Origin of the sequence: Bacillus cereus group sp. TH152-1LC (assembly GCF_027710505.1) — a bacterium.
Taxonomy (GTDB): Bacteria; Bacillota; Bacilli; order Bacillales; family Bacillaceae_G; genus Bacillus_A; species Bacillus_A mobilis.
In genome coordinates this window covers 139,263-165,124 of the sequence record NZ_JAQFNK010000008.1, presented here as the reverse complement: position 1 = coordinate 165,124, position 25,862 = coordinate 139,263, and the positions used below count along the sequence as shown (strand labels likewise).

Sequence of the window (25,862 nt, the reverse complement as noted above, 5' to 3'; positions counted from 1 at the left end):
ACACGAGTATAGCATCTTTCACCTCGCATGCAAAACATCTTTTACATGCGAAAAAGACGACCGGTTAACAGTCGTCTTTTCCTATTTATTTCGGAGCATTCCCTACATATTGCGTAATATCAACATTTAAAGACTGCGCTAAACGCATTCCATACTCTTGATCTGCACGGAAGAAGTTACAAACAGCTAGTAATTTCGTGCGCTCATTTACGTCTTTTAAGTCATTTGTTAAGTTTGCAATTAAGTTGTCTTGCTCTTCTTTAGAGAATGAACGGTAACGCTCACCTGCTTGTTTGAAGTCATTTGGTTTGTCAATTTTTTCACGAGATACATAGCCTTCTACTTTCATAGTTGAATCGCGGTAAGTCAGGTCTTCAACTGGATTTTCAGCATGGCGGCTCGGTTCGTAGTTGATTGTAGATGGATTTTGATTGATTTGCATCGCACCATCACGTTGTTGGTTATGAACAGCTGCGTACGGGCAGTTTACTGGAATTTGCAAGTAGTTTGCACCAAGACGATAACGCTGTGTATCTGGATAAGAGAATAAACGACCTTGTAATAATTTATCTTCAGATGGTTCAATACCATTTACAGTTGCACTTGGAGAGAACGCCACTTGCTCTACTTCTGCGAAGAAGTTTTTCGGGTTACGATTTAACGTCATTGTCCCTACTTCAATTAATGGGAAGCGATCTTCTGGCCATACTTTCGTCGGATCTAATGGATCGAAATCTAAAGAATCCGTTTCTTCTAGTTGCATCACTTGTACGTGTAAATCCCACTTCGGATAGTTTCCTTTTTCGATTGCATCGAACAAGTCACGAGTTGCATGGTTGAAGTCTTTTCCTTGTACTTCTTGCACTTCTTTTGCACTTAAGTTACGTACACTTTGCTGTGGTTTCCAGTGATATTTAATGTAGACGATTTTACCTTCTGCATTAATCCATTTAAATGAATGGACACCGAAACCTTCCATTTCGCGATAGCTTGCTGGTGTACCGTAATCAGAGAACACCCATGTCATCATATGTGTAGATTCTGGACTTAACGTCATGAAATCCCAGTAACGATCTGGCGTTTGAATATTTGTATCAGGTGCTGGTTTTAAAGAATGCACCATATCAGGGAATTTAATTGCATCACGAATGAAGAAGACCGGTAAATGGTTACCTACAATATCGTAATTTCCTTCTTCTGTATAAAATTTGACAGCAAACCCGCGTGGGTCACGAGCTGTTTCTGGAGAACCTTGACCATGAATAACCGTTGAGAAACGAACAAATACAGGCGTTTCAGTTCCTTCATTTTGTAAAAACGCTGCCTTTGTATATTGCTTCATGCTGTTTTTCGTTACGAATACACCGTGAGCACCTGCACCACGTGCATGTACAACGCGTTCTGGAATACGTTCACGATCAAAGTGAGCCAGTTTTTCTACTAAATGATAGTCTTCTAATAATACCGGTCCACGGCGACCAGCTGTACGAGAATTTTGGTTATCTCCAACCGGAGCACCTTGGTTTGTTGTTAAGCGATTATTTGGATTCATCAGGGGGATCCTCCTCTTTATCTTTTAGGAATTATTATTTATTTAAAATTATTATAAATTAATTATTATTCAAAACTAAGTTCTTGTCAACTATTTTCTTCATTTTTTTGGAAACAATTTCAGCTAAGCAATCGATAAATACAGATTTTGAATTTGGCATATTTGGTCTAAAATATGCCACGTTTAATTCATCAGTTACAACTTTACACTCGTAATCGTTGTCATATAAAACTTCTAAATGCTCTGCCACAAAGCCAACTGGGCAATATATGAAAGATTCATATCTATGCTCTTCAAATAAATCTCTCGTTAAATCTTGTACATCCGGTCCAATCCATGGATCCGGTGTATTTCCGGCACTTTGCCAACCAATTGTATAGTTTTGAATATTTGCAGCTGCTGCGATTAAATCCGCTGTATGTTGCAATTGCTCTACATAAGGGTCACCTGCTGCAATAATTTTCTCCGGTAAACTATGCGCTGAAAAAATTACGATAGCTTTCTCTTTATCTTCAATATTTGTAAATGTTTCTTTTATTTGCTCTGCCCAATACGAAATAAATTTCGGTTCATCGTACCATTGTTCAATTGGTTCAATAACAGGGCCACCGATTTCTTCTGAAAGACAAATAGCACGGTCATTATACGCTTTAATACTAAATGTAGAATAGTGCGGTGCTAATACGATACTAATCGCCTGCTCAATTCCATCTTTCTTCATCTCTTCTACTGCATCTTCTATAAATGGAGCTGTATGTTTTAATCCTAAATAACAAGTAAATTCATACTCTGTAAATATATTATTCATTGAATCTGTTAATTTATGCGCCTGCTCTTTCGTAATTTTTGCAAGTGGTGAAATTCCGCCAATCGCTTTATAGCGCTCGATTAAGTCTTGGAGTGCTTCTTCTGAAGGTTTACGCCCGTGGCGAATATGTGTATAGTACGCTTCTACATCATCTAATGATTCTGGCGTTCCATACGCCATTACGAGTAAACCTATTTTTTTCTTTGTCATCTATATAACACCTCAATTTCATAAATGAGAATCTTTTTCAAGAACATTTGTTTCCAATTATAACAACTAATAATAAGTACGTCAAAATAATTATTCTAAATAAGTATTATTTCTAATATGATTTTAAATTTTATTTGACACTTTATTTAATAAAAAGCGACTTACATAAAAGTAAGTCGCTTTTCTTCTATTCTTTAATATTTACCCCATACTCTTTAAACCAAACATGAATTTGCGCTAAATGAGCTAAAAGCTGAGGTCCAGTCATTAATTGACCGAACCAAGGCGATTGAAATGCACTGCCGCCTGACTCAATTAATCCACTTAACTGCTCTTTATCAAATAACTCGTGCAAAATTGAGCCTTTATCCGTTAATAAATCTTGTAGCCATACTGTGACTGCTTTCGTATAGTGCGGATTATGCGTTTTCGGATATGGGCTCTTCTTTCTATATAAGATGTCATTTGGAAGTAACCCTTCTAACGCTTTACGCAATAGACCTTTTTCGCGGTTTTTATACATTTTCATTTCCCAAGGAATATTCCACGCATATTCGACAAGTCGGTGGTCTGCAAACGGAACGCGTACTTCTAAGCTTGCCCCCATACTCATACGGTCTTTTCTGTCTAATAATGTTGTCATAAACCATACCATGTTCAAGTAAAATAGTTGTCGTCTCTTTGCTTCAATTGGGCTTTCTCCCTCTAAAATAGGAACTTCTTGAATGGATTCTTCATAGCGCTGCTGTACATATTGTTGTAAATTTAATTTATTTCTCCATTCTTTCTTTAGTAGTTGTTCACGTGCTTCTGTAGAGCGCATCCACGGAAAGGCACTCGATTGCAAATCATCTTCTCTATAAAACCACGGATAACCACCAAATATTTCGTCTGCACATTCCCCAGATAAACCGACGACAAAATCTTGTTTAATTTCACGGCAAAACCATAATAATGACGAATCGATATCTGCCATACCAGGCAAGTCACGAACGAGTACTGCTTCTGTTAAATACTGTGCTAATTGTTCATTTGAAATGACGCAACGATGGTGGATTGTTTGAAACGTCTCCGTCATTAAATGAATAAATGGTGCATCTGAATTTGGCTGAAACGCATTCGCTTTAAAGTATTTGTCATTATCTTCATAATCAACAGAATATGTGTGTAATTGCCCTTTTCCTGACCTTGCATATTCTTTCGCAGCAATTGCTGTAATTGCGCTCGAATCTACACCGCCTGATAAAAAAGTACATAGTGGTACATCAGAAACGAGCTGCCTTGTAATCGCATCTTGTAATAAAAAGCGTGTTTTCTCTACTGTTTCTTCAAAGGAATCTTCATGTTTTTTGCTTTCCACATTCCAATATCTCCATATACATAGACCGTTCTTTGAAAATGTCATCGCATGACCTGGACGTAATTCTTTTATACCAGCATAAATGCCATGACCAGGTGTTCTCGATGGTCCAAGACCGAATATTTCAGATAATCCTTCTAACGTTACTTCCGCCTTCACATCTGGATGAGCCAATATCGCTTTTAACTCTGAACCAAATAGTAATCGCCCACTATCATATTTAAAAAATAGCGGTTTTACACCTAGTCGATCTCGCGCAATAAATACTTGTTCTTTCTGTTCATCCCATACGGCAAACGCATATATACCGTTTAAATGATCGACACATTCTTCTTTCCATTCGATATACGACGCTAATAGCACCTCCGTATCAGAATGGCCTTTGAACGTATATCCTCTTCTTAATAATTCCTTTCGAATATCTTCCGTGTTATACAGTTCACCGTTATAGCAAATCGCATAATTCGTTTCATCTTTTAAACAAGTCATCGGTTGTTTCCCGCCCTCAGGATCAACAACGATTAACCGTTTGTGCCCAAATGCAACATTGCCTTTAATCCAAACTTTATTATCATCTGGGCCACGCTTTGCTAACGTCTCAGCCATCTTCGTAACGACGTCTCGCTCTCCTTCTAATGAGCGTTTATAATCCACCCATCCTGTAATCCCGCACATATAAATCATCCTTCCATCCTATTTCTTTTCCTAAACGAGCAGTAATCCCCACCCTACAAGGTGCGGATCAAAAAAGCGAAAAACTTGACGATAACCTACTATCCACATATGGAATAGCATTTTCACTCAGTAAAACGTGTTTTATTGTATGCCCACCTATGTCTAGATGTGTCTAGTTATAAAGAATGCGCGAACTGTCTATAACAGAAATAACTACTTTTCATAAAGGAGAAATCGTGTATGATACAACGTAACCATATTTTATATAACCAGCCTCGTGCTCATACGGTCGGTAATGTAGAATATATAAACAATGAATGGGTATTCTTTGATGATGAAAATGATGAAGCATTTTTATTAGAAGATATTGCCGAAGATGGCTTTGAGATTTTATATAACAACAACTGGCTACCAGCTCGTTTCTATGAACAAGATGTATTACAAATCGCCAACGAACAGCACCACCTGCAAAACGGAGAAATGATACGAATTCGAAAGAAATTACTTCTTAGCTATACGGAATGGCTTGAGGAGTTACCTGACTCTGTCTTTACGTTATTAACTGAATCATTGCAATCCCTTCACTACTCTTTATATGATTGCATGTATTGTCATAATTATTTATCTTTCTTACCGAAAGAAGAAGCATGCGAAGGAGTAAATATTCTTTTGTTCGATAACGAAGAGATGATTTGTACACTGCAGCATCATTTCGTTCGTCACGCTGCGTCAAATAAAAACATGTTTCGTTTTACGAAAGTAAACGGAGAAGAGTTGCATATCGATGCGACATAACGTAAAAAAACCACCTTATCTCCCAAGTCTTTGAGATTATAAGGTGGTTTTATTTTTTATTAGAATACTTGCCAACCAATCGGTAATTTCAGTCCAAGGTAAAATACTGCTACTAGTGCAACAATAAATAATCCCCAAAATGCCCCTGTTGCTTTGTTCTTGCTCATTTTCACAAGAACCATTTCCATTCCAGCGATTACTAATATACCAGCTAACATTTTTAGACCGTACCACATGTGATAGCTCTTATCGACTATAGTTTGATCTAGGTATAACCAAACGCCTGTCACAATAATGATAATGTACATAAGACGAAGCCCCATATGTACACCTTTACCTTTTCTTCCTGCTGAATAAAGTGAATACGCAACGAAGAATAAAATTAAACCTAACGCCCATGCTGTAATATGCATATGTACCATCGTATCCCTTACCTCCTCTTTTCAGACTTTTTCACTCTATATGATAACATGTTCATTTATTTTCAGGAAATGTTTCGCTTTTTTACATTTAAATGATATAATATTTAGAGTATTTACAAACTTCTTGTAATAACAAAAGGGGGAACAATCATGATTCAAACTAAGGATATTATCGAACTTACAGACACATACGGGGCAAATAACTATCACCCACTTCCAATCGTTATTTCTAAAGCAGAAGGCGTTTGGGTAGAAGATCCTGAAGGAAACCGCTATATGGACTTATTAAGTGCATATTCTGCTGTAAACCAAGGTCATCGTCACCCAAAAATTATTAACGCTTTAATTGACCAAGCTAATCGTGTTACGTTAACTTCTCGTGCTTTCCATAGCGATCAATTAGGTCCTTGGTACGAAAAAGTTGCGAAACTAACTAATAAAGAAATGGTACTTCCAATGAATACAGGTGCAGAAGCTGTTGAAACTGCAATTAAAACAGCTCGCCGCTGGGCTTATGACGTGAAGAAAGTAGAAGCAAATCGTGCTGAAATCATCGTTTGTGAAGATAACTTCCACGGACGTACGATGGGTGCTGTTTCTATGTCTTCAAACGAAGAGTACAAGCGCGGATTCGGTCCAATGCTTCCTGGCATTATCGTAATTCCTTACGGTGATTTAGAAGCGTTAAAAGCTGCTATTACACCAAATACAGCTGCATTCATTTTAGAGCCAATCCAAGGTGAAGCAGGAATTAACATCCCACCAGCTGGTTACTTAAAAGAAGCTCTTGAAGTATGTAAAAAAGAAAACGTTTTATTTGTAGCAGATGAAATCCAAACTGGCTTAGGCCGTACTGGTAAAGTATTTGCTTGTGATTGGGACAATGTAACTCCTGACATGTACATACTTGGTAAAGCACTTGGCGGCGGCGTATTCCCAATCTCTTGTGTAGCAGCAAACCGCGACATTTTAGGCGTATTCGAGCCAGGTTCTCACGGTTCTACATTTGGTGGTAACCCACTTGCATGTGCTGTTTCTATCGCAGCTCTTGAAGTGTTAGAAGAAGAAAAATTAACAGAGCGTTCTCTTCAATTAGGTGAAAAATTAGTTGGGCAATTAAAAGAGATTGATAACCCAATGATCACTGAAGTTCGTGGTAAAGGTTTATTCATCGGTATCGAATTAAACGAGCCAGCTCGTCCTTACTGTGAACAACTAAAAGCAGCTGGTCTATTATGTAAAGAAACACACGAAAATGTAATTCGTATCGCACCACCTCTAGTAATCTCTGAAGAAGATTTAGAGTGGGCATTCCAAAAAATTAAAGCGGTATTATCGTAATAATAGAGAGGTTGTCCTACATGTTGGGACAACCTCTTTCTTTTTATATTGATTTATACTAAAATAAAGTTGTAATTTTCTGCCTTTTAAAATTGTAAAGGAGATTCGATATGTTATTAAGGTACGGCAAACACATTAACTATTTGGCTACATCTTTTATTTTAGTTACGTTCTTTGGCTTCCTACTTTCCACAACATTGCTTATTAACTACTCAACTTCTACTACATTCACACTACTGAAAGCATCATTTTGGACTGCTGTTATTCTTACTATCATTGGTTTTGGACGAGAAAAAAGTGCACTTACCGTTATACTATTTGGCATTTGTACACTTGCATTCATTGGTCTTTACATTTTTTCGGTTATTGATTACCTCTATAACCCAAGACCATAAAAAAGAGCTATCTTCGATAAGATAGCTCTTTTTTCATTTCACTACATTTCGCAAAGTACCAATGCCTTCTACTGTAATGACAACTTCATCACCAGCATGTAAAAACTTCGGTGGTGTGAAACCTTTTCCGACTCCAGACGGCGTTCCTGTTGCTATAATATCCCCTGGTTCTAACGTCATGCCTTTACTTATCGTTGAAATAATTTCTTCTATTGAAAAAATCATTTTATTTGTATTTGAAGTTTGCCTTACTTCCCCATTTACTACCGTTTCAATGTGTAACGCATTTGGCGTTTCAACCATTGATTTATGAATTAAATACGGTCCCATCGGACAAAATGTATCGAAACTTTCCCCAAGGAAAAATTGTTTATGCTTCCTTTGAATGTCGCGAGCGGTTATATCATTTATAATGGTGTAGCCAAACACATGCTCAAGCGCTTTTTCTTTTTTTATTTGTTTCCCTCGCTTACCGATAATGATAGCTAGTTCTCCTTCATAGTCTAGTTCATTCGTAGCGTGGGGATGACTATTAATTTTTTCATCCATTCCAATAACTGTCGTTGGTGCTTTCGTAAAGATCATTATATTTTCCGGAATGGATTCTACTCCGCCCATTTCTATCGCATGCTCACGATAGTTTTTTCCAACGCATAGAATATTCTTCCTTGGCCTTGGAATTGGTGCTAATATTTTCACCTCAGTTAACGGATAATACGCGGTTTCCCCATGCTCTTTTGCCCAATTTACAATTTCACATACTTTCTCAAAGCATGTGGTCCCTCTTTCAATATACTCTAGCATTGTAATGGGGATTGTAACCTTTTCCCCCTTTTGCCTTTGCGCTTCTCTTAAGTGCAATACCTTTTTTCTTCTTCATCCACAATACCTACAAATACCTTTTCATCTTTTTTTGCCGTTACCAAACGCAATATTTCCACTCTCCATCCTAAAACTCATACCATTTAATTGTATTCGCATCCGTAAGAAAAAAACCTTCTCATGCGCGCTAATTTTTACAATATTCTTCACCTATCCTATTCGTTACTCCTTTACATTTGACATAAAATGTAGAAAATTTACTTTTTTTGGCGAAAGCATTTCTTTTTTATGGGGTTTTTGTATAATATGTACTACATATATACTAAAAATTTCATTTAGAGATGGAGCCGATTTCAATGTTTGAGCAAGCGATTGAAAAAAAACGTGAAAAAATGATTTATTTTGCTGAACGCTACGGAATGACTTCTCAAAAAACAGTGGATTGTAGCCAAGAACTGGACAGGCTCTTAAATGTAATTTGGCATGTACATACGGATTTTCACCCTAATCAAACACTCGATACACACACGCAATAACGCGTGTGTTTCTTTTATTTCAAAAAAACACACATTTTATTGAAAACGCCCATACAATAGTAGAAAAGAAAATTTTAAAAACGAAAGGTGTTTTGTATGCCAGCTATGGTCGGACATATTCGTATCGTTAATATTGGATCAAGTGGTATTTTTCATATTGGAGATGTATTTGCGATTAGGCCTATTAGTTATTCACGCGCTTTTGCTGGGGCCGGCTCTTTTAATGTTGGAGATAACGTTTCTGTCTACAATTATCAAAGCGCAACGACTGTTAATGACTCCGATGTAATTGATCAGGCGATAATTGGTTCAACTTAGAGGAGGCGATTGTATTGAATTTTTACGTAAATCAAAGCATCATCATTAACAGCATTAAAATTGATAGCATTACAACCTCTTCTGTATTTCAAATTGGTACTGCTGGAAGTATTAAAGCTCTATCTAAATTCTCAAATAGTGGTGGCTTTACAGAGCCCCTTCGCCCCTTACAAGCGAAAGGACAAATTATTTCTATCAAACCATCAACTAGTTCTTCTTAAGACATCCTTGTCATAAATATATAGCAGGAATATATTTACCCTCCCTATTGAAAAGGAGGTTTCACAAATGAATCAAGATATATATACTTACTTACACCAACTTCAACAAGCTCTTCAAATACAACAAGCATCCATCCTGAATTTAGAAGAACAAGTGCGCCAACTCCAAGAAGAGCTTAACGAATTAAAAAATCGCCCCTCCTCTTCTGTAGGAAAAGTGGAATACAAATTCGATCAATTAAAAGTAGAGAACTTAAATGGCACTTTAAATATTGGTTTAAACCCATTTTCAGCAAAAGGACAGCAAATTGAAGATTTCCAAGTGGATACAGAAACTTTGAAGGTCAATCCTGAGACTGACACAAATCCAGACTTTTACCAAGGGATTCTTCAAGAAATGCATCGTTACTTAGATGAAGAAGCATATAATCGAATTCTCCATTTTGAACAAGAAGAGAGAACGCCGCTCGATGAAATGTATCGACAAATGATGGTTGATGACATAAAAAAACAGATGGAGCACAGACTTCCTTATTATTTAACACAAGCGCAATCATATGAAGGGATTTCAACAGATCCAGATTATTTACGAGATATTATTATTCAAGCAATGAAGCATGATATCGACAAAGCTTTCCTCTCTTTTATTCAACACATACCGGGCAATTTCCGAAAGGAGTAAGTATGTATGAATCTTAACGTTGTAAATCGTGAATTAAAGGTCGGCCAGATTAAAATGAACGGTGTATCGTCATCTGCACTCTTTTTAATTGGGGATGCGAATCTCCTCATTCTATCTTCTATTCTTGATACACCATTTGAAACTGTAACAGAGGGTCCGTTTGTACCGTTAGTAACAGATGTCCCTCCTACTCCAGGTTAAGGAGACTGAGAAATTATGTTACATCATGTGTCTGTTGTCCAAAATGTTTCTATTATTTCTTTAGGGATTACTGCCGTGTTTCAAGTTGGAGATGCAAATCAAATGGAGTTAAAAAGTAGGGCTCTTGCCGTCCACCGGGAAATTCCTTGTTATATAAAAGGCGAAGGTCGCTTAGATGCATTTGAAATTTTTACAGATGAACATGTCACAATCCCAAAACGAACGACAGATGTAAAATTAAACATTGTAAATGAATGTCCTTTTATTGAAGTGAATGACGTTGAATTACGAACACTCTTAAATTCTGGTTGCTTTCAAATCGGAAATGTTGATTATGCTTTCAATAACTCTCGTATTATGCAAATTCGCCAATATATTACTGATGAACCTTCCGCTCAATAATTCATATAGTAATTAAAAGGCTTAGTAAAGTAGGTGGATGGTATGCCTTCTGTTGTTGGAAATCTCGTCGTTCAAAACAGTAATGGTTCTTTTAATTTAGGGGATTTTTATAACGTATCTCCGAAAGAAAATACGAAAGCTTATAATGGATCCGGAGCTTCCAATGTTGGATTTGTCGTGAATACTTTTAGTGGTGTTAGTGCAACAAATACGTTTGATTCTGATGTGGCGGATCAAGATCAGATTGGAACAGCGTAAAAAAAGTAGGAGAATATCTCCTACTTTTTTCTTTTATCTCATTCAAGATTATGAAAAGACTCCACTGTTTACTGCTTCATTTTATTGAAATGATAACCCAGCTTCCTCCAAAGCCTTTCTAAGCTTCGGCATAGACGCTGGCCCCATACCATGCAGTTTTAAAATTTCTTTCTCACTATACTTTGATAGTTCTTCTATCGTGTGAATTCCATGATGCTCTAGCGCATTTCGTGCTGGTGATGAAAGAAGTGAAAGAAATCCTGTTGTTGGTTTCTTTTCTTTCTCACAATCTGGGCAAGTTGGACAATCGCTACTTTTATAGTATTCATGTCCTTTTTCACACGTTCTTAACGTTTTTTCCGTTGCCATTTTCAAGTCCCTCTATTCTTCAATTTTTACAATATGATTGCCATCAAAGAAGTATAAGCATTTCTCTTTCACAGGATGTTGCAAGCTTTTTTCAAGTGCCTTTGCATACAACGAAAGCTGCACTTTGTATCGATCTTCTAAAATTGGTTTCGCTTGATCAAATCCACCTGGGAACTTTCCTTCAATCGTATCTGTTTTAAAGTCGATTAATGTAATACCGTCTTCCTCTTCAATTATGCAGTCGATAACCCCTTGGACAAGTATTGATTCCCCGCTCTGCCCTTGCCAATCTTGATATGCTTCTTCTGCTGCAAGCATCATCGTAAATGGTACTTCACGCTCAACACTTTTCGCCGCTAATACCCTTTTACCTAGATCACTGTCAAAGAATGAAATCACTTTTTCGATTGCTATTTCTTCGGCTTGTTCGAATGTTAATAGTTCTTTATTAACCATGCCACTAATTTGCTCCCGAATCACTTCTTCTGTAATCGGCTTTTTCAAATCAACATGCTGCATAACAGCATGAACTGCCGTACCTCTTTCAGCGTATGTTAATCCTTTTTTCTCCATAAAACGAGGGCGTGTTTTAATTGGCGCACGCATTTTTTTAATAAAGGCGTTATCGCTACCTTCTTCAGATTGATAATTTCTCTTTATTTCCGTAACAGATTGTTTCGCACGGTGAGATGTTGCTTCCTCATATCCATACTTCCACATTAATCTGTCGTACACTTCATCTTTTCGTTCACTTTGCAGGGGAACAGCTTTTTTCTCACGAAGTGCTTCTAGTAATTCTTGTTTCTCTTCTTGAACCGGTTCTGGCGCAAGTAACGTGCTGCCGTCTACAACTTCGACTTTCCAGCTCGCACTATATCCATAAATTTCAGCTGGAATACTACCTTGTCCTAATTCAAGAAGCATTTCACTATCACGATGTCTATATAACGAAGGTGCAATCCAGTCTAAATAACAAGACGCCCCAGCACGTATATGGTCTGGTAATAACCACTCACTATGCTCCCTCGCATCAAGCCATTTTTCCATTTCCTTATTTGCATCCTTAACCGTTCCGATTAAAATTAACTTCTCTTTTGCACGCGTTAACGCTACGTATAATACGCGCATTTCTTCCGCGATTAATTCCATTTTCATTTTACGCTTAATTGCTAGTTGCGATAATGTCGTATATTTAATACGTTTACGTGGATCGATAAATTGCGAACCGAAACCGAAGTCTTTATGCAGTAAGAAACGTTTCATTAAATCTTGTGTATTAAAACGGCGACCAAGCCCCGCTACGAATACCACTGGGAACTCTAATCCTTTACTTTTATGAATCGTCATAATACGAACGACATCTTCTTGTTCACCTAAAGCTCTCGCCGTACCCATATCATCACCGCGTTCTAAAATACGCTCAATAAAGCGCAAGAAGCGGAATAATCCTCTAAACGATGTTGCTTCATATTGCCTTGCGCGGTCATAAAGTACACGCAGGTTTGCTTGCCTTTGCTTTCCAGCTGGTAAACCGACAACAAAGTCGTAATAACCTGTCTCACCGTACACTTTCCAAATTAAATCAGAAAGTGACTGTTGACGCGCAAATTCACGCCATCCTTGCAGTAAGTTATAGAACCACTCTAATTTATCATGAAGTTCTTGTTCTTCCTCAAGCGGTGCCCCTTTTAAGAATGAGCTCATTACTTCATAAAACGATCCTTTCTTCCCATGAGCACGAAGCGTCGCAAGTTCCTCATCATTTAACCCAACGATTGGTGAACGAAGCACTGCGGCAAGTGGAATATCTTGCATCGGATTATCGATCACACGGAATACGTTCATCATAATATTTACTTCTGTCGCTTCAAAGTAACCAGTCGCAAGATCAGCGTATACTGGAATTCCTTGCAGCTTTAACTCTTCCATAATTTGTGGTGCCCACGGCATCGAGCGAAGTAAAATAACGAAATCGCGGTATTGTACAGGGCGCATACTATCCGTTTTACGATCGTACACTTCATAACCTGAATCAACCATCGCTTTAATGCGCTGCGCCATAAGACGAGCTTCAAGTTGCGCTTTTTCGACTTCCGCACCTTCTTCTCCGTCTTGCACTTCTTCTTCCGTTTGCTGAATGCATAGTAGTTCTGCCGCTACATCTTCACCTTCTGGATAGCTAGCACCTAACTTTAATTCAGCGTCTGCATCGTAGTCGATTTCTCCGACTTCTTCACCCATAATTTGTTTGAAAATAAAGTTCGTACCTGCTAACACTTCATGACGACTACGGAAGTTTTTCGCTAAATCTATCTTCATTCCGCCGCCCGATCCTTCTGGTGTGAAGCGTTTATACTTTCCTAGGAATAAACCTGGTTCTGCTAGTCGGAAACGATAAATCGACTGTTTTACGTCACCTACCATGAACAAGTTTCCTTCACTCTCAGAATCTTTCGTTACGAATTTAATAATGGATTCCTGTACGAAGTTCGTATCTTGATATTCATCAACTAGTACTTCAGCAAATTTATTGCGATATTGAAGCGCTACTGCTGATGGCTTCATCTCACCATTTTCACTTTGTTCACTTAAAATTTGTAAACAGAAATGCTCTAAATCTGTGAAATCGACCATCCCTTTATCTCGTTTCATCGCTTGGAAACGCTCTGTAAATACTTTTACAAGTTGAACAAGCTTTTCTAATACAGGATGCATATCTTGAAAATCTCGTAAGAAACTTTCAGGTTTACGGCTAAATAGCTCTTCTTGTAATTTCTTCACTTCATCTTTCGCTTTATTACGAAGAGAGTCTACTTGTTTTACAACATCTTCGTTGTAATCACTTTTCTTAATACGCTTTAATGTTTGCCACGATACGTTTTGCATCGCTTCATAAACGCTTGTCCACGATTCACAAGCAGCTGATGATAACGTTCCGAGTAACGCTGCATCAGCTTGCAAGGTTTCAACGCGAGGCGCTGGACCGTCAGGAAGCATTGCGAGTTCGGTCGCTTTACAAATATGCTGTTCTGCTGTTTCAAGCTGGAATTTCACATCTTCTAATAAGTAAGAAGCATACACTAAATCTTCAATTGTCTTTCCTTCCACGTCGTATGCTTCTACTAATTTATCGAGCCATTTTTCCGGATTTGGATGCGCTCTTGATTCTGTATGAAGCGCTAAAATCATACGCTGTAAGTCATCATCACTACGATCACTCGTATAACGATCAACGAGTTCAAAGAATATCGTATTATCTTCAATTCCATACTCTGCTTCTAATATGTCATCTAACACTTCTTCTTTTAATAATTCGTTTTCTGTTTGATTCGCAATGCGGAAACGAGGATCAACATCAAGCATGTAGTAGTATCCTCTAATTACTTGTAAACAAAAGGAATGGATCGTCGAAATAGAAGCTTTATTTAATAAGCTCAGCTGCTTTCTTACGTGCTGAGAGGCCGGCTCATCAATTAATACTTTTTCTAACGCTTCCCCAATTCTGTTTTTCATCTCTTGCGCCGCTGCATTCGTAAATGTTACAACGAGCAGGCGGTCGACATCGACTGGATTTTCTTCACTTATAATCTTTTTAATAATACGTTCAACTAATACTGCTGTTTTCCCTGATCCAGCTGCTGCTGCGACTAAAATATCACGTCCGTTCGCTACAACCGCTTTCCACTGATCATCTGTCCACTGACTACCTTCTGGTTTTTCAGGCCAATTTTCAATCATTCTCCGCCAACCTCCTCTCTAATTTTCTCCATCGCTTCGCTATCTTTCATATCTTTTAGCGTACGGAATTGATTATCTTCAAGTGATTCATCGAACTGACAAACAGATTTGAAGTTACAGAACGTACATGCCGCTTTGTTCCCCTTTTTGTAAGGAGCAATATCGATTACGCCTTCTGTAATGTCTTTTCCGATATTTTCAAACGTATGGTGTACGTATTTTTGCAATACGTTAAACTCTTGTTCACTTGCAATACTTGAACGCGCACTAAAGCTACCGTCTTTTTTCAGACCCGCAGAAATAATATCAGAGCTTCCTGTTGAAAGTTTGTTATCCATTAAACGAACAACGTCAGCATCGCCTAGCACGAGTCCTTTCATTTTAAATTTCTTTAAAATTTCTTTCTCAATTTCTGCTTCAGATGCGTCACCTTTCATCTCAACGATTGGGTTATGAATATGGAAGTACAGTACACCAGCCGGTGATGCCGTGCCGCCTTTTTTCATCCACGTATGTGCATTCGAAGTAACAACATCTAAATACGTTAACATTTGAAGTGCCAATCCGTAATACACTTCCGTTAAGTCTAACGATTTTGAGCTTGATTTATAGTCAATAATACGTAGGAACGTACCACTTTCATCTTCTGCCTTATCAACACGGTCAATACGGCCAACTACTTCCATCTTCACGCCATTTGGTAATGAGAATTCCATTGGCGGAAGTGATCCTGTACCGCCCATACCGAACGGCACTTCTAAATCAACGGGTACGAAACCACTTGATTTCGCATGTTCACGAAGAATAATTGACGTACGGAAAATGATTTGTTGTAGTTTTTGTTTTAAATAGAAATGACGGTTTGAACTTAATAAAATTTGTCTTTGTAATAACGGTGCAATCTCTTCTATTACTACAGCAGAAAGATGCTCACACTCTTTTATTGATAAATCTGCCCAAGTACGATTTTCACGTAATAGCCTGTCTGCAATTCTCTTCAGCGCTGCATGGAATAATTCCCCGATATCTGGCGCATCCAGTTTGAAAATATCACGCTCTCTTAATGATAAACCGTGCTGCGCGAAATGAGCATATGCGCAACGGTTAAATAGTTCCATACGAGAGACGCTTCCTTTTATTGTGTCTCCGTATAAATCTCTACTTACAACTGAACTTAGCTTTTGCGCACGATTTCGGTAGAATAAACTTGATAATACACGGCTACTTTTTTGCTTCCATTCATCTGAAGTAACGTAGAAATTATATACGTCCCACCAAAAGTCTAAATTCCCTTCAAATCCATATCGCTTCCACGTTTGCAGTTGCTGCATAACATATGACAACGTTACTTCTGGCGTTGCTACGTACGAAATTTGTTCCAAGCGTGATAAATCATTTACGTCATTCGTAATAAATGTATCTTTCACATCAGGGAACATTCTTTTTATTTTCTTAATAAAGCTAGACGCAAGTAACGTCTTTCCTTCCTCATCTGCTAGCGGACAAGAAATATATAATTTCTCAGTCGCTCTCGTTACCATTTGGTACATAACGAACTGTTCTTCTAGTAAAGTTTGTCTCGTCGTTGGTGCTAATTCGATACCTGTAGCACTAAGAACATCTCTTTCTTCATCAGAAAGCATACCTTCATCCATCGGTGCTGCTGGAATCACTCCTTCATTTACGCCAATAACAAACGTTGCTTTCACATTCGATAATCTAGAACGATCAATATTTGCAATTAACACTTGGTCTAATGAAGGCGGAATGTTTGCGAATTGAAGCGCCTCAAGACCTGTCGACATAACGTCTGTGAACATAGAAAGTGACATTTTCTCTTCACCAAGCATCTCAACGAACGTATCAAGAAGACTCATTACTTCTTCCCATACTTGCTCATGATCTGTTGCGAATAAGAAATCTCCACTCTCTTCTGCACGAATACGTAATGCTTCTAGCTTTTTCGGAACATCAAGCTCTTCTAAAAATAAGTAAACAGCTTCGCACATTTGCATAACTGTTCCCGCACGCTTCAACCTTTTTTGCATACGAATAACAGGCGTTCTTACAACGTCGCGTAGTCGATTTATTTTCTCTTCCATTTCACGTTCACTGTCTGTAATCATCCCGTCCGTATCGTCAAGAGAACGATAACGACGGTACATCCACGGATCTTCTGAAGTCCATCTCTTCCCTTGTACACCGTACGCTAAACAGTAGTTTTCAAACTCATCCATCTCTTCACGCATCATTTCTTTTCTTACGTCTAATGGATATAAAAGCTCTGTTTTCACGCAGCGAAACACTGCATCATAACGCCAATTCCCACTAATAATCTCTAGTGCAGAACGAATACATTCTACTAGCGGATGATGTGACATTGGGCGTTTTTCATCGATGAAGTGTGGGATATTATAATCCGTAAATAACGTTCGCATTACATCGTAATAACTTTCCCCATTACGAAGAAGGACCGCAATATCTCGGTAACGGTAGTCTTCATCCGCCACAAGTCTACGAATTTCACGAGCAACACCTTCTACTTCAGCTCGTAAATTCGCTGCTGTATGAATCGTTACACTTGCTTCCCCGTGAAACTTTTCATTCGGACGCGCTTCATAATGCGTTTCTAAATGCGCTAATGCTTGCGAATGAAAACGTGGTTGTTCCATAAGTGGAATCGTTTTTTCAATTTCTATCTTCTCTTCACGCGCCACTTGCTTTATTTTTTCATACGTTAACGTCGTTTCATAAAATAAATCTAGTTCATTTACTGGCTGTGCTAACGTTTTTTCATCTATCGTTAACGTGATTGTAACTCTCGCTCCGCAAATCATAAGCTGTCTTACAATTTCTAGTTCTTGCGGCAAGAACGAATGGAATCCATCTATATAAATTTCAGCTCCATTTACATATTCAGATTGCGGAAGCTTTTCCACTAGTAATTGCAGGTAGTCTTCTGAATCTAAATATTTTCCGATTAAAGCACGTTCGAAATCATCATATAATAGTTGTAGATCATACACTTTATTCGCTAATAACTTTTGCTCTGCACTGCTACTATGCGCATCTAATTGTTGCCACATTTCATATATGTTAGATGGCGTCACATTGTAACGTTTAAACTCCGCAATCATGCTACCAAGATGTTCAAAGAAACCGTTTTGCTCCGCTGCTTTTTGGAACACTGATAATCCATCTTTACGAGACTCTACAATTTTACGAAGTAGCATATGTACACCCGCTTCATCAATGTGAAGACGACTCGCTCCACCCACTTCTTGCAGCACCTTCCACGCTAACCGTGAAAAACTAAAAACTTGTGCCCGAATAGAACCTCTAACATCCTCACTACCAATTAACGCCTGCTGCGTTTGGAATGTCATCTGTTCTGGCACAAGATATAATATTGTTTCCCCTCTTGGGCGCTGCTTTAACTCTTCTTGCACTTCGTGTAAACAAAGTGTACTTTTTCCACTTCCCGCTCTACCAATCACAAATCGAAGTGACATGTAACCCCACCTTTCACTTACATAACGAACGTTAGTTTGCTACTATAATTGTATTATAGGACACGAAAAAAGACAAACGGAGTAGTTTGTCTTTTTCTATACTTTTACCTATTATATCAACCTTTTGAAAAATTCGTTTGTACCTCTTGAATTGGCCAATATCGTAAATCAACTTTACCGACAACTGTATCAGCTTTTACAAATCCAAAGTGTCTACTATCCCAGCTCCCGAGGCGGTTATCACCTACTACAAAAATATATCCAGGTGGCACCGACTTTTCTTTCGTTAACTCTTCTAGTTTAAAATCACCTGTTAGTTGTCGTCCATTTATCTCTTTCTTATACGTCTCTAAATAAGGTTCATCCACGAATTGTCCGTTTATATATAGTTTATCATGCTTATATTCAATTTGATCCCCAGGTAAACCGATAATTCGTTTTACGTAGTCCTCTTTTTTATTCGCATGAAACACAACAACATCAAATCTATTCAAGTCCCCCACTTGATAACTCACCTTATTTACAACGAGCATATTGCCATCTTGCAATGTCGGCATCATTGACTTCCCCTCTACAACGTACGTTGAAAAGAAAAACGTTCGAAAAAATACAGCTAATAATACACCAATTAAAATTGTTCGTATCCACTCTATGCCTTCTTTTTTCAAAGTTTTCTTCATCCGCTTCTCCCCTTATCCTTTAATAATGAAGCTTTCCTTTACCAAGAAGACTATTCTTAATGTAGTTCTAACTTTACTTCGATTTTCTTACCGACATACCATAAAATAAAAATACCAATCACTACAATGACTGATTTCACCGGATTATGAATAAATGACATTAAATCATGACCGATATACGTTAAAATAAAGATCATCACAAGCTTTCCGAACGCGAGCGCAAGTCCAAACTGCTTTACACTAATGCGAGATAAACCAGCGACAACATTTATAAGCGCAGACGGTGTAAACGGAAAACAAAATATGACGAAAATCGGTGCGAATCCTTTCCTTTCAATCCATCCCATTGCCTTTCGTACTCTCTCATGCTTATTTACAAAAGAAAAGAAACGACTTCTGCCAAAATGGCGGATAATGAAAAAGACAAGTAAGGCGCCCATTACTGATCCAAGCCAAGAATAAAGAAAACCGAGCCAAAATCCAAATGCAACAGCATTTGCCAGTACAAATACGATGAGTGGCAATGCCGGAATCAACGCTTCTATCATCGGCAAACCAATACCAAGCAGTGGTCCGAACGCTTTATAGCTTTCAACAATATGATCCATATTTTCTGGTGAAAAATACTCTTTGATTGTCTGAAAATCCATTCTACACTTTACCCCTTTACTCTAAGTACTACCTCTACTGTATCATTGCTTATATGAAAGAGGAAATGGTGGATACGACATATGGAGATGTAATTATTAAGTTTCCATACCTTTCACAAGAATTCCTTCATTATTACGCTATGATAATCTATCAATATTCGACAGGTCGTGTCGCGATTTTGGAAGTGGTTCTTTTGTTTTAGTAGCAACTTCCTAAGTAACTGAAATTATATCGGCGATTTTCTGAATATATCGACCGTAAATCGCTTTTTATCAGCGATTTCTCGAATATATCGCCTCACTGACAAAAACTGACAAATAAAAGGATGGGGGTTCCCCCCATCCTCTCACACTTCGCCTTCCTTAACAAAATACACTTTCTCATATGCTGGTTTCAGTCTAGATTCTTCCGTTTTATCAATCTCTTTAAAACAAGGGTTTCCTTGTTTTTTTCTACAATCTTCATATTCAGTACGCAATTTCGCTGTACGATTTTGTTGATTTTCAAAACTACTTTTTGATATTTCTAATTTCACAGCAAAGCCATTTATAAATCTAATAATAACATTTCCATCTTTTGACTCTTTATTACTTTCAATATAAAAATGAGACAACCAAGCACACTCTTTTCTAGAGTATGAATAAGTGGGGAAAAAATAAAGTTGATCTGCCGGACTAATGGCAATCGGTGCTTTATGTGTAATATGAGTTAACTCTTTCGTTCCTTCTTTTCTGCCTAAGAAACTAGAACCATGCTTGCGGCAACTTCTTTCTATAATATCTAGGGGCTTTTGAAATACGAAAAAGGAATCTTCCATCTCAACAACTCGTGTAACAATTTTCTTCTCACTTAGAATAACAGGAAGTAAGGCCATTGTATTTTTATTTACCACATAATTTTCAACATAGCGTTCTACTTTACTTTCCATATTCTACTGTCTCCTTTTTTTCTATTTATATTAGCAGCTGCATATATAATTCTAGCATCTATGTAAAGGAAATGGTTTACAGGTTCCGCTTTTTTACAATACTTTATCATTTATCAAACATCTTTTAAATTACAAAACAACACTATAGTGATTTAATAATAAAAAACCGATACAAAATCCATTTATACTACCTATAAATATTTACAACTGCTTCTTCATTTTTCATCATTATGACAATTAACTTTGCTATAATTAAAAGAAAAAATCCAATATATGGAGGTCCACTATGGAAGAAAAAGAAATGCAACCAACGATTCAAATGAAAAATAGCAGCATTGTGATCATAAAAAACTCAGCTAGCATTATATTCGGTTTATTTTTCATTCTACTATTTTTCGCAAAACCTTTTCGTAAATCGAAATGCCCTGAATGTAAGAAACGCGAAAAGAAAAAGATTGGAAAAGAAGAGTAAAAGGCCTTCCATTTTGGAAGGCCTTTTACTCTTCTTCGTTTTATATACTTTTTCATCGTATATTACAACAAAAAAAGGGATGGCAGCAGCCATCCCTTTTTTCCATAATAAACTATAAAATTATAGTTTGATTACGTTTTTAGCTTGAGGTCCACGGTTACCTTCTTCGATTTCGAAGCTAACTTTTTGACCTTCTTCTAAAGATTTGAAACCTTCAGTTTCGATTGCAGAGAAATGTACGAATACATCGTTTTCGCCTGGAACTTCGATGAAACCGAAGCCTTTTTCGTTGTTAAACCATTTTACTTGTCCTGTTACTGCCATGATTATTTCCTCCTAAGAAAATACAAATTTTAATTTTTTTAGTCTTCCTGTCTAAAAAAAGAATCCACACATTATCAAATACGAAACATAAACTAGTTCTCACATACTTTTTCTCGTTCGTTTTCAGCACTTGATAACATATGGATTGCTTAATTTAACTATTCAACTGGGACTATCATAGCACATTAAAATAAAATGTACAATCTTTTTTGAAAATAACTGACAAATCAAATGGATTGTACTTTCGTAAATAATTGATTTTAGTATGTGCGGATTTCATTTGAAAATGAACATACACATCATTTAAATACGATTACACCCCTTGTTCTGAAGTGTTACAATATAATTATATCGGAGGGGATTACATGTCAAACTACGCCAACGAAGAAAGGCTTACAGGGGGAAACGTCTCAAACGTATATCGTTCTGAAAATACTGTTCGGCGAGAATTAAAGTCAAGTAGCGCAAACATTCATACATTATTACAACACTTAGAAAATAAAGGGTTTCATCATGCTCCAAGGTTTTTAGGTGTAGATGAAAAAGATAGAGAAATTTTATCCTTTATTGAAGGAGAAGCTGGGAATTATCCGTTAAAAGAATATATGTGGTCTAATGCTGTTTTAAAAGAAATAGCAAAGATGCTGCGCCTGTACCATGATGCGGTAAGTGACTTTCCCTTATCAGATAAATGGCAACCGATGGATTGTACTCCAAATGACATTGAGGTTGTATGCCACAATGATTTTGCTATGTATAACATTATTTTTAATCAAGAAAAACCAGTAGGCATTATTGATTTTGATGTTGCTGCTCCTGGTCCAAGAATTTGGGATATCGCTTACACGCTGTATACTTGTGTACCTTTAAGTAGAACGTATTATACAGATAAGGCAGTTCATTACGACTCATCGCAACATGCTAGCCGGATGAAAGAAAGAGTGAAATTATTTGTCCAGTCCTACGGTAAAAGTATGGACGAAGATTACTTAGGAATGGTGTTACTACGATTAGAAGCTTTATGTACATATATGAAAAGAAAAGCACAAGAAGGCGATGTGAATTTCCAAAGAATGATTGATGAAGGACATTTAAAGCATTATGAAAAGGATATGGAGTTTATTCGTAAGCATAGAGCTGAGTGGATTTAATCATATTGTCTTTTTTGTCGGTAAGTCGATATATCGAAAAAATCTTTGATATATTTTCATTTACTCTCGAATCGTTTACAAAATAAAAGGAAGGGGCACCCTTCAAAGAGGTGCCCCTTCCTTTTATTTTGTAAACTGTGCTTCTTCTGTAGAGCCTTTTAACGCTGTCGTTGATGAAGTACCGCCTGTAATAACTTGTGCTACTTCATCAAAGTAACCTGTTCCTACTTCGCGTTGATGACGAGTTGCAGAGTAACCGTGTTTTTCTGCTGCGAATTCTGCTTGTTGTAGTTCAGAGTACGCTGCCATGCCGCGCTCTTTATAGCCACGTGCTAATTCAAACATGCCGTAGTTTAATGAGTGGAATCCAGCTAGTGTTACGAACTGAAACTTATAACCGTAAGATGCGATTTCTTTTTGGAAGCTCGCAATTGTTTTCTCATCTAGTTTTTGTTTCCAGTTGAATGAAGGCGAACAGTTATATGCAAGTAATTTCCCTGGATGCTCTTTATGAATTGCATCCGCAAATCGTTTTGCATCTTCTAAATTCGGTTCAGATGTTTCGCACCAAACGAGATCTGCATAAGGAGCGTATGCTAAACCACGTGCAATCGCTTGATCAAGACCTGCTTTCGTACGGTAAAATCCTTCTGGAGTTCTTTCTCCTGTAATAAATGCTTTATCAACCGGATCAATATCGCTCGTAATTAAATCTGCTGCATCCGCATCTGTTCTTGCAACAATAATGGTCGGCACTCCCATTACATCTGCCGCAAGGCGTGCCGAAATTAAATTACGTACCGCTGTTTGCGTCGGTAGTAATACTTTTCCGCCTAAATGGCCGCATTTTTTCTCTGAAGATAATTGATCTTCAAAGTGCACACCTGATGCACCTGCTTCAATCATACCTTTCATCAGTTCAAATACGTTTAATTGTCCGCCAAATCCAGCTTCTGCATCTGCTACAATCGGTACGAAATAATCTGTATCATCGCTTCCTTCCATATGCTGAATTTGATCCGCACGTTGCAGTGTTTGATTAATTCGTTTTACTACAGCAGGTACGCTGTTCGCTGGATATAAACTTTGGTCTGGATACATATGTCCAGAAAGGTTCGCATCCGCCGCTACTTGCCATCCACTTAAATAAATTGCTTTTAGTCCAGCTTTCACTTGTTGCATCGCTTGGTTCCCTGTTAATGCGCCAAGTGCGTTAATGTAATCTTCCGTATGAAGCGATGACCAAAGCTTTTCTGCACCGCGGCGCGCTAATGTATGTTCAATATCAATCGATCCGCGCAAGCGAATTACATCTTCTGCCGAATACGGACGTGTAATCCCTTTCCAGCGTGTATCTAATTCCCAGCTCTCTTGTAATTTCTCGATTCTTTCGTTTTTCATTTGTTCCATCCCCTTTTCAATTTTTATAAAATTTCATAACCCGGTAATGTTAAAAATGGTACGAATTCATCATTCCGAACGAGATTTGTAAACAACGTTGTCGCCTCTTGGAATCTCCCTTTCTTAAAGGCTTCTTTACCAATCTCTCTTTCTATTTTTGCTAGCTCTTCTTCTTTTAGCTCTTCCATCAATTCAAGCGTAATATTACGGCCGTCATTTAGCTTTCCACCTTCATGACGAATCCATTGCCATACTTGCGCTCTAGAAATTTCCGCTGTTGCCGCATCTTCCATTAAGTTATAAATTGGTGCTGCTCCCCGTCCGCTTAACCAAGATGCGATATATTGAATACCTACACTAATATTCAGACGAAGTCCCTCTTCTGTAATCGTTCCCACTGGCACTTCTAATAAATCCTTTTCTGTAACATGTATTTCTTCACGTTTTCTAAAAATTTGATTCGGAGTTTTCATAATGTGATTAAATACTTCCATCGCGACTGGTACAAGTCCCGGGTGGGCAACCCAAGTCCCGTCATGACCGTCTAAAGCTTCGCGCTCCTTATCTGCACGCACTTTTTCAAAAGCTGCTTCATTTGCTTCTGGATTATTTTTAATCGGAATTTGCGCTGCCATTCCTCCAATAGCTGGTGCATTACGGCGGTGACACGTTTGAATGACTTTCAAAGAATACGCGCGCATAAATGGCGCCGTCATCGTGACTTGCGCTCTATCTGGAAGTAAAAATTTATTATGCTTACGGAAACTCTTTAGAAAGCTGAAAATATAATCCCATCTTCCGCAATTTAATCCAGCAGAATGATCTTTAAGCTCATACAAAATTTCATCCATTTCAAACGAAGCGTGAATCGTTTCCAGTAGTACCGTTGCTTTGATTGTTCCGTTTGGAATACCGATATATTTTTGAGCAAATACGAAAACATCATTCCATAACCTTGCTTCTAAATGACTTTCCATTTTCGGTAAGTAAAAGTATGGACCGCTTTCTTTTGCTAAAAGAGCTTTCGCATTATGGAAAAAATAAAGTCCAAAATCTACTAAGCTACCAGACATATTCTTCCCATCAACTTGCATATGTTTTTCTTCTAAATGCCATCCTCTTGGACGCACAATTAATACTGCTGTTTTACTATTTAATCGATATTCTTTTCCGTTTTCATTTTTATGTGAAATCGTTCCCTGTACAGCATCTCGTAAGTTTATTTGTCCTTCAATTGCATTCTCCCAAGTTGGTGAATTCGAATCTTCAAAATCCGCCATAAAAAGATGTGCTCCTGAATTTAAAGCATTAATAACCATCTTTCTATCTACTGGTCCAGTAATCTCTACGCGGCGATCCTCTAAATCTTTTGGCAATTTGGCAATTGTCCAATCCGCTTCACGTATGTGCTTTGTTTCTTCTAAAAACTTCGGAAACTCTCCTGCATCAATTCTCTTTTGTTTCTCCGCACGTTTTTGTAAAAGTTCTATGCAGCGCTCATTGAAATTTTCATGTAGTTCCTTCAAAAAACTAAGCGCCTCAGGTGTCAATATTTCGTTGTACGCTGGTAACATTTCTCCGGTCAGTGTAACCCGTGAAGTTTGCGTCGACATATTAGCATCCCCTTCTTAAACTGTT

Annotated in this window: 25 protein-coding genes and 1 pseudogene; 12 read left to right on the top strand and 14 right to left on the bottom strand. The window is 37.7% G+C overall.

The features are described 5' to 3' along the window. Window positions 1-85 precede the first annotated feature (85 nt). The 3 genes from katB to asnB all read right to left on the bottom strand — a co-directional run bounded on the left by katB (window position 86) and on the right by asnB (window position 4,605). Window positions 86-1,552, bottom strand: a complete 1,467-nt coding sequence (gene katB / locus PDL00_RS19370) for a catalase KatB (protein ID WP_270730739.1) — start codon at window positions 1,550-1,552, stop codon at window positions 86-88. A 58-nt stretch (window positions 1,553-1,610) separates the two neighbouring features. Next, a complete protein-coding gene (gene hemH, locus PDL00_RS19365; RefSeq protein ID WP_242251548.1) occupies window positions 1,611-2,570 on the bottom strand; it encodes a ferrochelatase in 960 nt (319 codons plus the stop codon). A gap of 187 nt (window positions 2,571-2,757) precedes the next feature. After that, entirely contained in the window at window positions 2,758-4,605 is a 1,848-nt protein-coding gene (gene asnB / locus PDL00_RS19360) for an asparagine synthase (glutamine-hydrolyzing) (protein ID WP_242251660.1), read from the bottom strand. A 240-nt stretch (window positions 4,606-4,845) separates the two neighbouring features. On the opposite strand from asnB, the gene PDL00_RS19355 reads away from it, so the two are divergent. Next, window positions 4,846-5,400: a DUF2777 domain-containing protein gene (locus PDL00_RS19355; RefSeq protein WP_087957708.1), complete on the top strand. Its 555-nt coding sequence runs from the start codon at window positions 4,846-4,848 to the stop codon at window positions 5,398-5,400. 59 nt (window positions 5,401-5,459) lie between these two features. Here the strand turns inward: PDL00_RS19355 and PDL00_RS19350 are convergent, their stop codons facing one another. Beyond that, entirely contained in the window at window positions 5,460-5,822 is a 363-nt protein-coding gene (locus PDL00_RS19350; RefSeq protein ID WP_061656766.1) for a YisL family protein, read from the bottom strand. A gap of 150 nt (window positions 5,823-5,972) precedes the next feature. On the opposite strand from PDL00_RS19350, the gene rocD reads away from it, so the two are divergent. Both rocD and PDL00_RS19340 read left to right on the top strand, forming a co-directional pair. Continuing rightward, window positions 5,973-7,163, top strand: a complete 1,191-nt coding sequence (rocD, locus tag PDL00_RS19345) for an ornithine aminotransferase (protein WP_000616654.1) — start codon at window positions 5,973-5,975, stop codon at window positions 7,161-7,163. Window positions 7,164-7,273: 110 nt separating this feature from the next. Then, window positions 7,274-7,558 (top strand): hypothetical protein, encoded by a 285-nt coding sequence (locus PDL00_RS19340; RefSeq protein WP_242251550.1) that lies wholly within the window; start codon window positions 7,274-7,276, stop codon window positions 7,556-7,558. Window positions 7,559-7,591: 33 nt separating this feature from the next. Here the strand turns inward: PDL00_RS19340 and PDL00_RS19335 are convergent. Continuing rightward, window positions 7,592-8,490: pseudogene (locus tag PDL00_RS19335) on the bottom strand (fumarylacetoacetate hydrolase family protein). Window positions 8,491-8,736: 246 nt separating this feature from the next. Between PDL00_RS19335 and PDL00_RS19330 the strand changes: the two are divergent. The 7 genes from PDL00_RS19330 to gerPF all read left to right on the top strand — a co-directional run bounded on the left by PDL00_RS19330 (window position 8,737) and on the right by gerPF (window position 10,998). Further along, window positions 8,737-8,916 (top strand): aspartyl-phosphate phosphatase Spo0E family protein, encoded by a 180-nt coding sequence (locus PDL00_RS19330; RefSeq protein ID WP_000462845.1) that lies wholly within the window; start codon window positions 8,737-8,739, stop codon window positions 8,914-8,916. A 96-nt stretch (window positions 8,917-9,012) separates the two neighbouring features. Next, on the top strand, window positions 9,013-9,234 hold the full coding sequence (gerPA, locus tag PDL00_RS19325; RefSeq protein WP_001111187.1) for a spore germination protein GerPA: 222 nt from the start codon (window positions 9,013-9,015) through the stop codon (window positions 9,232-9,234). 14 nt (window positions 9,235-9,248) lie between these two features. Further along, on the top strand, window positions 9,249-9,455 hold the full coding sequence (gerPB, locus tag PDL00_RS19320) for a spore germination protein GerPB (protein WP_001012506.1): 207 nt from the start codon (window positions 9,249-9,251) through the stop codon (window positions 9,453-9,455). Between the two features lie 67 nt (window positions 9,456-9,522). After that, window positions 9,523-10,137: a spore germination protein GerPC gene (gene gerPC, locus PDL00_RS19315; RefSeq protein WP_242251552.1), complete on the top strand. Its 615-nt coding sequence runs from the start codon at window positions 9,523-9,525 to the stop codon at window positions 10,135-10,137. Window positions 10,138-10,143: 6 nt separating this feature from the next. Then, window positions 10,144-10,338, top strand: a complete 195-nt coding sequence (gene gerPD, locus PDL00_RS19310; protein ID WP_001052807.1) for a spore germination protein GerPD — start codon at window positions 10,144-10,146, stop codon at window positions 10,336-10,338. 15 nt (window positions 10,339-10,353) lie between these two features. Beyond that, a complete protein-coding gene (locus PDL00_RS19305; protein WP_088095504.1) occupies window positions 10,354-10,740 on the top strand; it encodes a spore germination protein GerPE in 387 nt (128 codons plus the stop codon). Window positions 10,741-10,782: 42 nt separating this feature from the next. Next, window positions 10,783-10,998, top strand: coding sequence for a spore germination protein GerPF (gene gerPF / locus PDL00_RS19300; RefSeq protein WP_001141570.1), 216 nt, complete (start codon window positions 10,783-10,785; stop codon window positions 10,996-10,998). 81 nt (window positions 10,999-11,079) lie between these two features. Here gerPF and PDL00_RS19295 read toward each other — a convergent pair whose 3' ends face one another. The 6 genes from PDL00_RS19295 to PDL00_RS19270 form a co-directional block, all read right to left on the bottom strand. Next, a complete protein-coding gene (locus PDL00_RS19295) occupies window positions 11,080-11,367 on the bottom strand; it encodes an RNA polymerase alpha subunit C-terminal domain-containing protein (protein WP_242251553.1) in 288 nt (95 codons plus the stop codon). Between the two features lie 12 nt (window positions 11,368-11,379). Beyond that, window positions 11,380-15,105, bottom strand: a complete 3,726-nt coding sequence (gene addA / locus PDL00_RS19290) for a helicase-exonuclease AddAB subunit AddA (protein WP_270730729.1) — start codon at window positions 15,103-15,105, stop codon at window positions 11,380-11,382. Then, the gene (gene addB / locus PDL00_RS19285; protein WP_270730726.1) at window positions 15,102-18,617 is read right to left on the bottom strand and encodes a helicase-exonuclease AddAB subunit AddB; all 3,516 of its coding nucleotides are present in this window, start codon (window positions 18,615-18,617) and stop codon (window positions 15,102-15,104) included. Before addB ends, addA begins: the two co-directional genes overlap by 4 nt. A 116-nt stretch (window positions 18,618-18,733) precedes the next feature. Next, window positions 18,734-19,297 carry a signal peptidase I gene (gene lepB, locus PDL00_RS19280; protein WP_048567025.1) on the bottom strand — a complete coding sequence of 188 codons (564 nt, stop codon included), beginning with the start codon at window positions 19,295-19,297 and terminating at the stop codon, window positions 18,734-18,736. A 56-nt stretch (window positions 19,298-19,353) separates the two neighbouring features. Continuing rightward, complete coding sequence (locus PDL00_RS19275; RefSeq protein ID WP_242242232.1) at window positions 19,354-19,947, bottom strand: TVP38/TMEM64 family protein; 594 nt, start codon at window positions 19,945-19,947, stop codon at window positions 19,354-19,356. Between the two features lie 347 nt (window positions 19,948-20,294). Next, window positions 20,295-20,876: a competence protein ComK gene (locus tag PDL00_RS19270; RefSeq protein WP_242251579.1), complete on the bottom strand. Its 582-nt coding sequence runs from the start codon at window positions 20,874-20,876 to the stop codon at window positions 20,295-20,297. 286 nt (window positions 20,877-21,162) lie between these two features. Between PDL00_RS19270 and PDL00_RS19265 the strand changes: the two genes are divergently transcribed. Beyond that, entirely contained in the window at window positions 21,163-21,348 is a 186-nt protein-coding gene (locus PDL00_RS19265) for a hypothetical protein (RefSeq protein ID WP_242251589.1), read from the top strand. Between the two features lie 120 nt (window positions 21,349-21,468). Here the strand turns inward: PDL00_RS19265 and cspA are convergent, their stop codons facing one another. After that, complete coding sequence (gene cspA / locus PDL00_RS19260) at window positions 21,469-21,672, bottom strand: RNA chaperone/antiterminator CspA (RefSeq protein ID WP_000301522.1); 204 nt, start codon at window positions 21,670-21,672, stop codon at window positions 21,469-21,471. Between the two features lie 365 nt (window positions 21,673-22,037). On the opposite strand from cspA, the gene PDL00_RS19255 reads away from it, so the two are divergent. Then, complete coding sequence (locus PDL00_RS19255; RefSeq protein WP_270730720.1) at window positions 22,038-22,823, top strand: phosphotransferase; 786 nt, start codon at window positions 22,038-22,040, stop codon at window positions 22,821-22,823. A gap of 123 nt (window positions 22,824-22,946) precedes the next feature. Here PDL00_RS19255 and aceA read toward each other — a convergent pair whose 3' ends face one another. Together aceA and aceB are read right to left on the bottom strand one after the other, a co-directional pair. Next, window positions 22,947-24,224: an isocitrate lyase gene (gene aceA / locus PDL00_RS19250; protein ID WP_000787360.1), complete on the bottom strand. Its 1,278-nt coding sequence runs from the start codon at window positions 24,222-24,224 to the stop codon at window positions 22,947-22,949. A gap of 23 nt (window positions 24,225-24,247) precedes the next feature. Beyond that, window positions 24,248-25,837, bottom strand: coding sequence for a malate synthase A (gene aceB, locus PDL00_RS19245; RefSeq protein ID WP_270730718.1), 1,590 nt, complete (start codon window positions 25,835-25,837; stop codon window positions 24,248-24,250). Between the last annotated feature and the right edge of the window lie 25 nt (window positions 25,838-25,862).

Excerpts from the sequence above, each read along its gene's own strand:
- katB (WP_270730739.1), bottom strand. The coding sequence starts at position 1,552 with ATGAATCCAAATAATCGCTTAACAACAAACCAAGGTGCTCCGGTTGGA.
- hemH (WP_242251548.1), bottom strand. The coding sequence starts at position 2,570 with ATGACAAAGAAAAAAATAGGTTTACTCGTAATGGCGTATGGAACGCCA.
- asnB (WP_242251660.1), bottom strand. The coding sequence starts at position 4,605 with ATGTGCGGGATTACAGGATGGGTGGATTATAAACGCTCATTAGAAGGA.
- PDL00_RS19355 (WP_087957708.1), top strand. The coding sequence starts at position 4,846 with ATGATACAACGTAACCATATTTTATATAACCAGCCTCGTGCTCATACG.
- PDL00_RS19350 (WP_061656766.1), bottom strand. The coding sequence starts at position 5,822 with ATGGTACATATGCATATTACAGCATGGGCGTTAGGTTTAATTTTATTC.
- rocD (WP_000616654.1), top strand. The coding sequence starts at position 5,973 with ATGATTCAAACTAAGGATATTATCGAACTTACAGACACATACGGGGCA.
- PDL00_RS19340 (WP_242251550.1), top strand. The coding sequence starts at position 7,274 with ATGTTATTAAGGTACGGCAAACACATTAACTATTTGGCTACATCTTTT.
- PDL00_RS19330 (WP_000462845.1), top strand. The coding sequence starts at position 8,737 with ATGTTTGAGCAAGCGATTGAAAAAAAACGTGAAAAAATGATTTATTTT.
- gerPA (WP_001111187.1), top strand. The coding sequence starts at position 9,013 with ATGCCAGCTATGGTCGGACATATTCGTATCGTTAATATTGGATCAAGT.
- gerPC (WP_242251552.1), top strand. The coding sequence starts at position 9,523 with ATGAATCAAGATATATATACTTACTTACACCAACTTCAACAAGCTCTT.
- gerPD (WP_001052807.1), top strand. The coding sequence starts at position 10,144 with ATGAATCTTAACGTTGTAAATCGTGAATTAAAGGTCGGCCAGATTAAA.
- PDL00_RS19305 (WP_088095504.1), top strand. The coding sequence starts at position 10,354 with ATGTTACATCATGTGTCTGTTGTCCAAAATGTTTCTATTATTTCTTTA.
- gerPF (WP_001141570.1), top strand. The coding sequence starts at position 10,783 with ATGCCTTCTGTTGTTGGAAATCTCGTCGTTCAAAACAGTAATGGTTCT.
- PDL00_RS19295 (WP_242251553.1), bottom strand. The coding sequence starts at position 11,367 with ATGGCAACGGAAAAAACGTTAAGAACGTGTGAAAAAGGACATGAATAC.
- addA (WP_270730729.1), bottom strand. The coding sequence starts at position 15,105 with ATGATTGAAAATTGGCCTGAAAAACCAGAAGGTAGTCAGTGGACAGAT.
- addB (WP_270730726.1), bottom strand. The coding sequence starts at position 18,617 with ATGTCACTTCGATTTGTGATTGGTAGAGCGGGAAGTGGAAAAAGTACA.
- lepB (WP_048567025.1), bottom strand. The coding sequence starts at position 19,297 with ATGAAGAAAACTTTGAAAAAAGAAGGCATAGAGTGGATACGAACAATT.
- PDL00_RS19275 (WP_242242232.1), bottom strand. The coding sequence starts at position 19,947 with ATGGATTTTCAGACAATCAAAGAGTATTTTTCACCAGAAAATATGGAT.
- PDL00_RS19270 (WP_242251579.1), bottom strand. The coding sequence starts at position 20,876 with ATGGAAAGTAAAGTAGAACGCTATGTTGAAAATTATGTGGTAAATAAA.
- PDL00_RS19265 (WP_242251589.1), top strand. The coding sequence starts at position 21,163 with ATGGAAGAAAAAGAAATGCAACCAACGATTCAAATGAAAAATAGCAGC.
- cspA (WP_000301522.1), bottom strand. The coding sequence starts at position 21,672 with ATGGCAGTAACAGGACAAGTAAAATGGTTTAACAACGAAAAAGGCTTC.
- PDL00_RS19255 (WP_270730720.1), top strand. The coding sequence starts at position 22,038 with ATGTCAAACTACGCCAACGAAGAAAGGCTTACAGGGGGAAACGTCTCA.
- aceA (WP_000787360.1), bottom strand. The coding sequence starts at position 24,224 with ATGAAAAACGAAAGAATCGAGAAATTACAAGAGAGCTGGGAATTAGAT.
- aceB (WP_270730718.1), bottom strand. The coding sequence starts at position 25,837 with ATGTCGACGCAAACTTCACGGGTTACACTGACCGGAGAAATGTTACCA.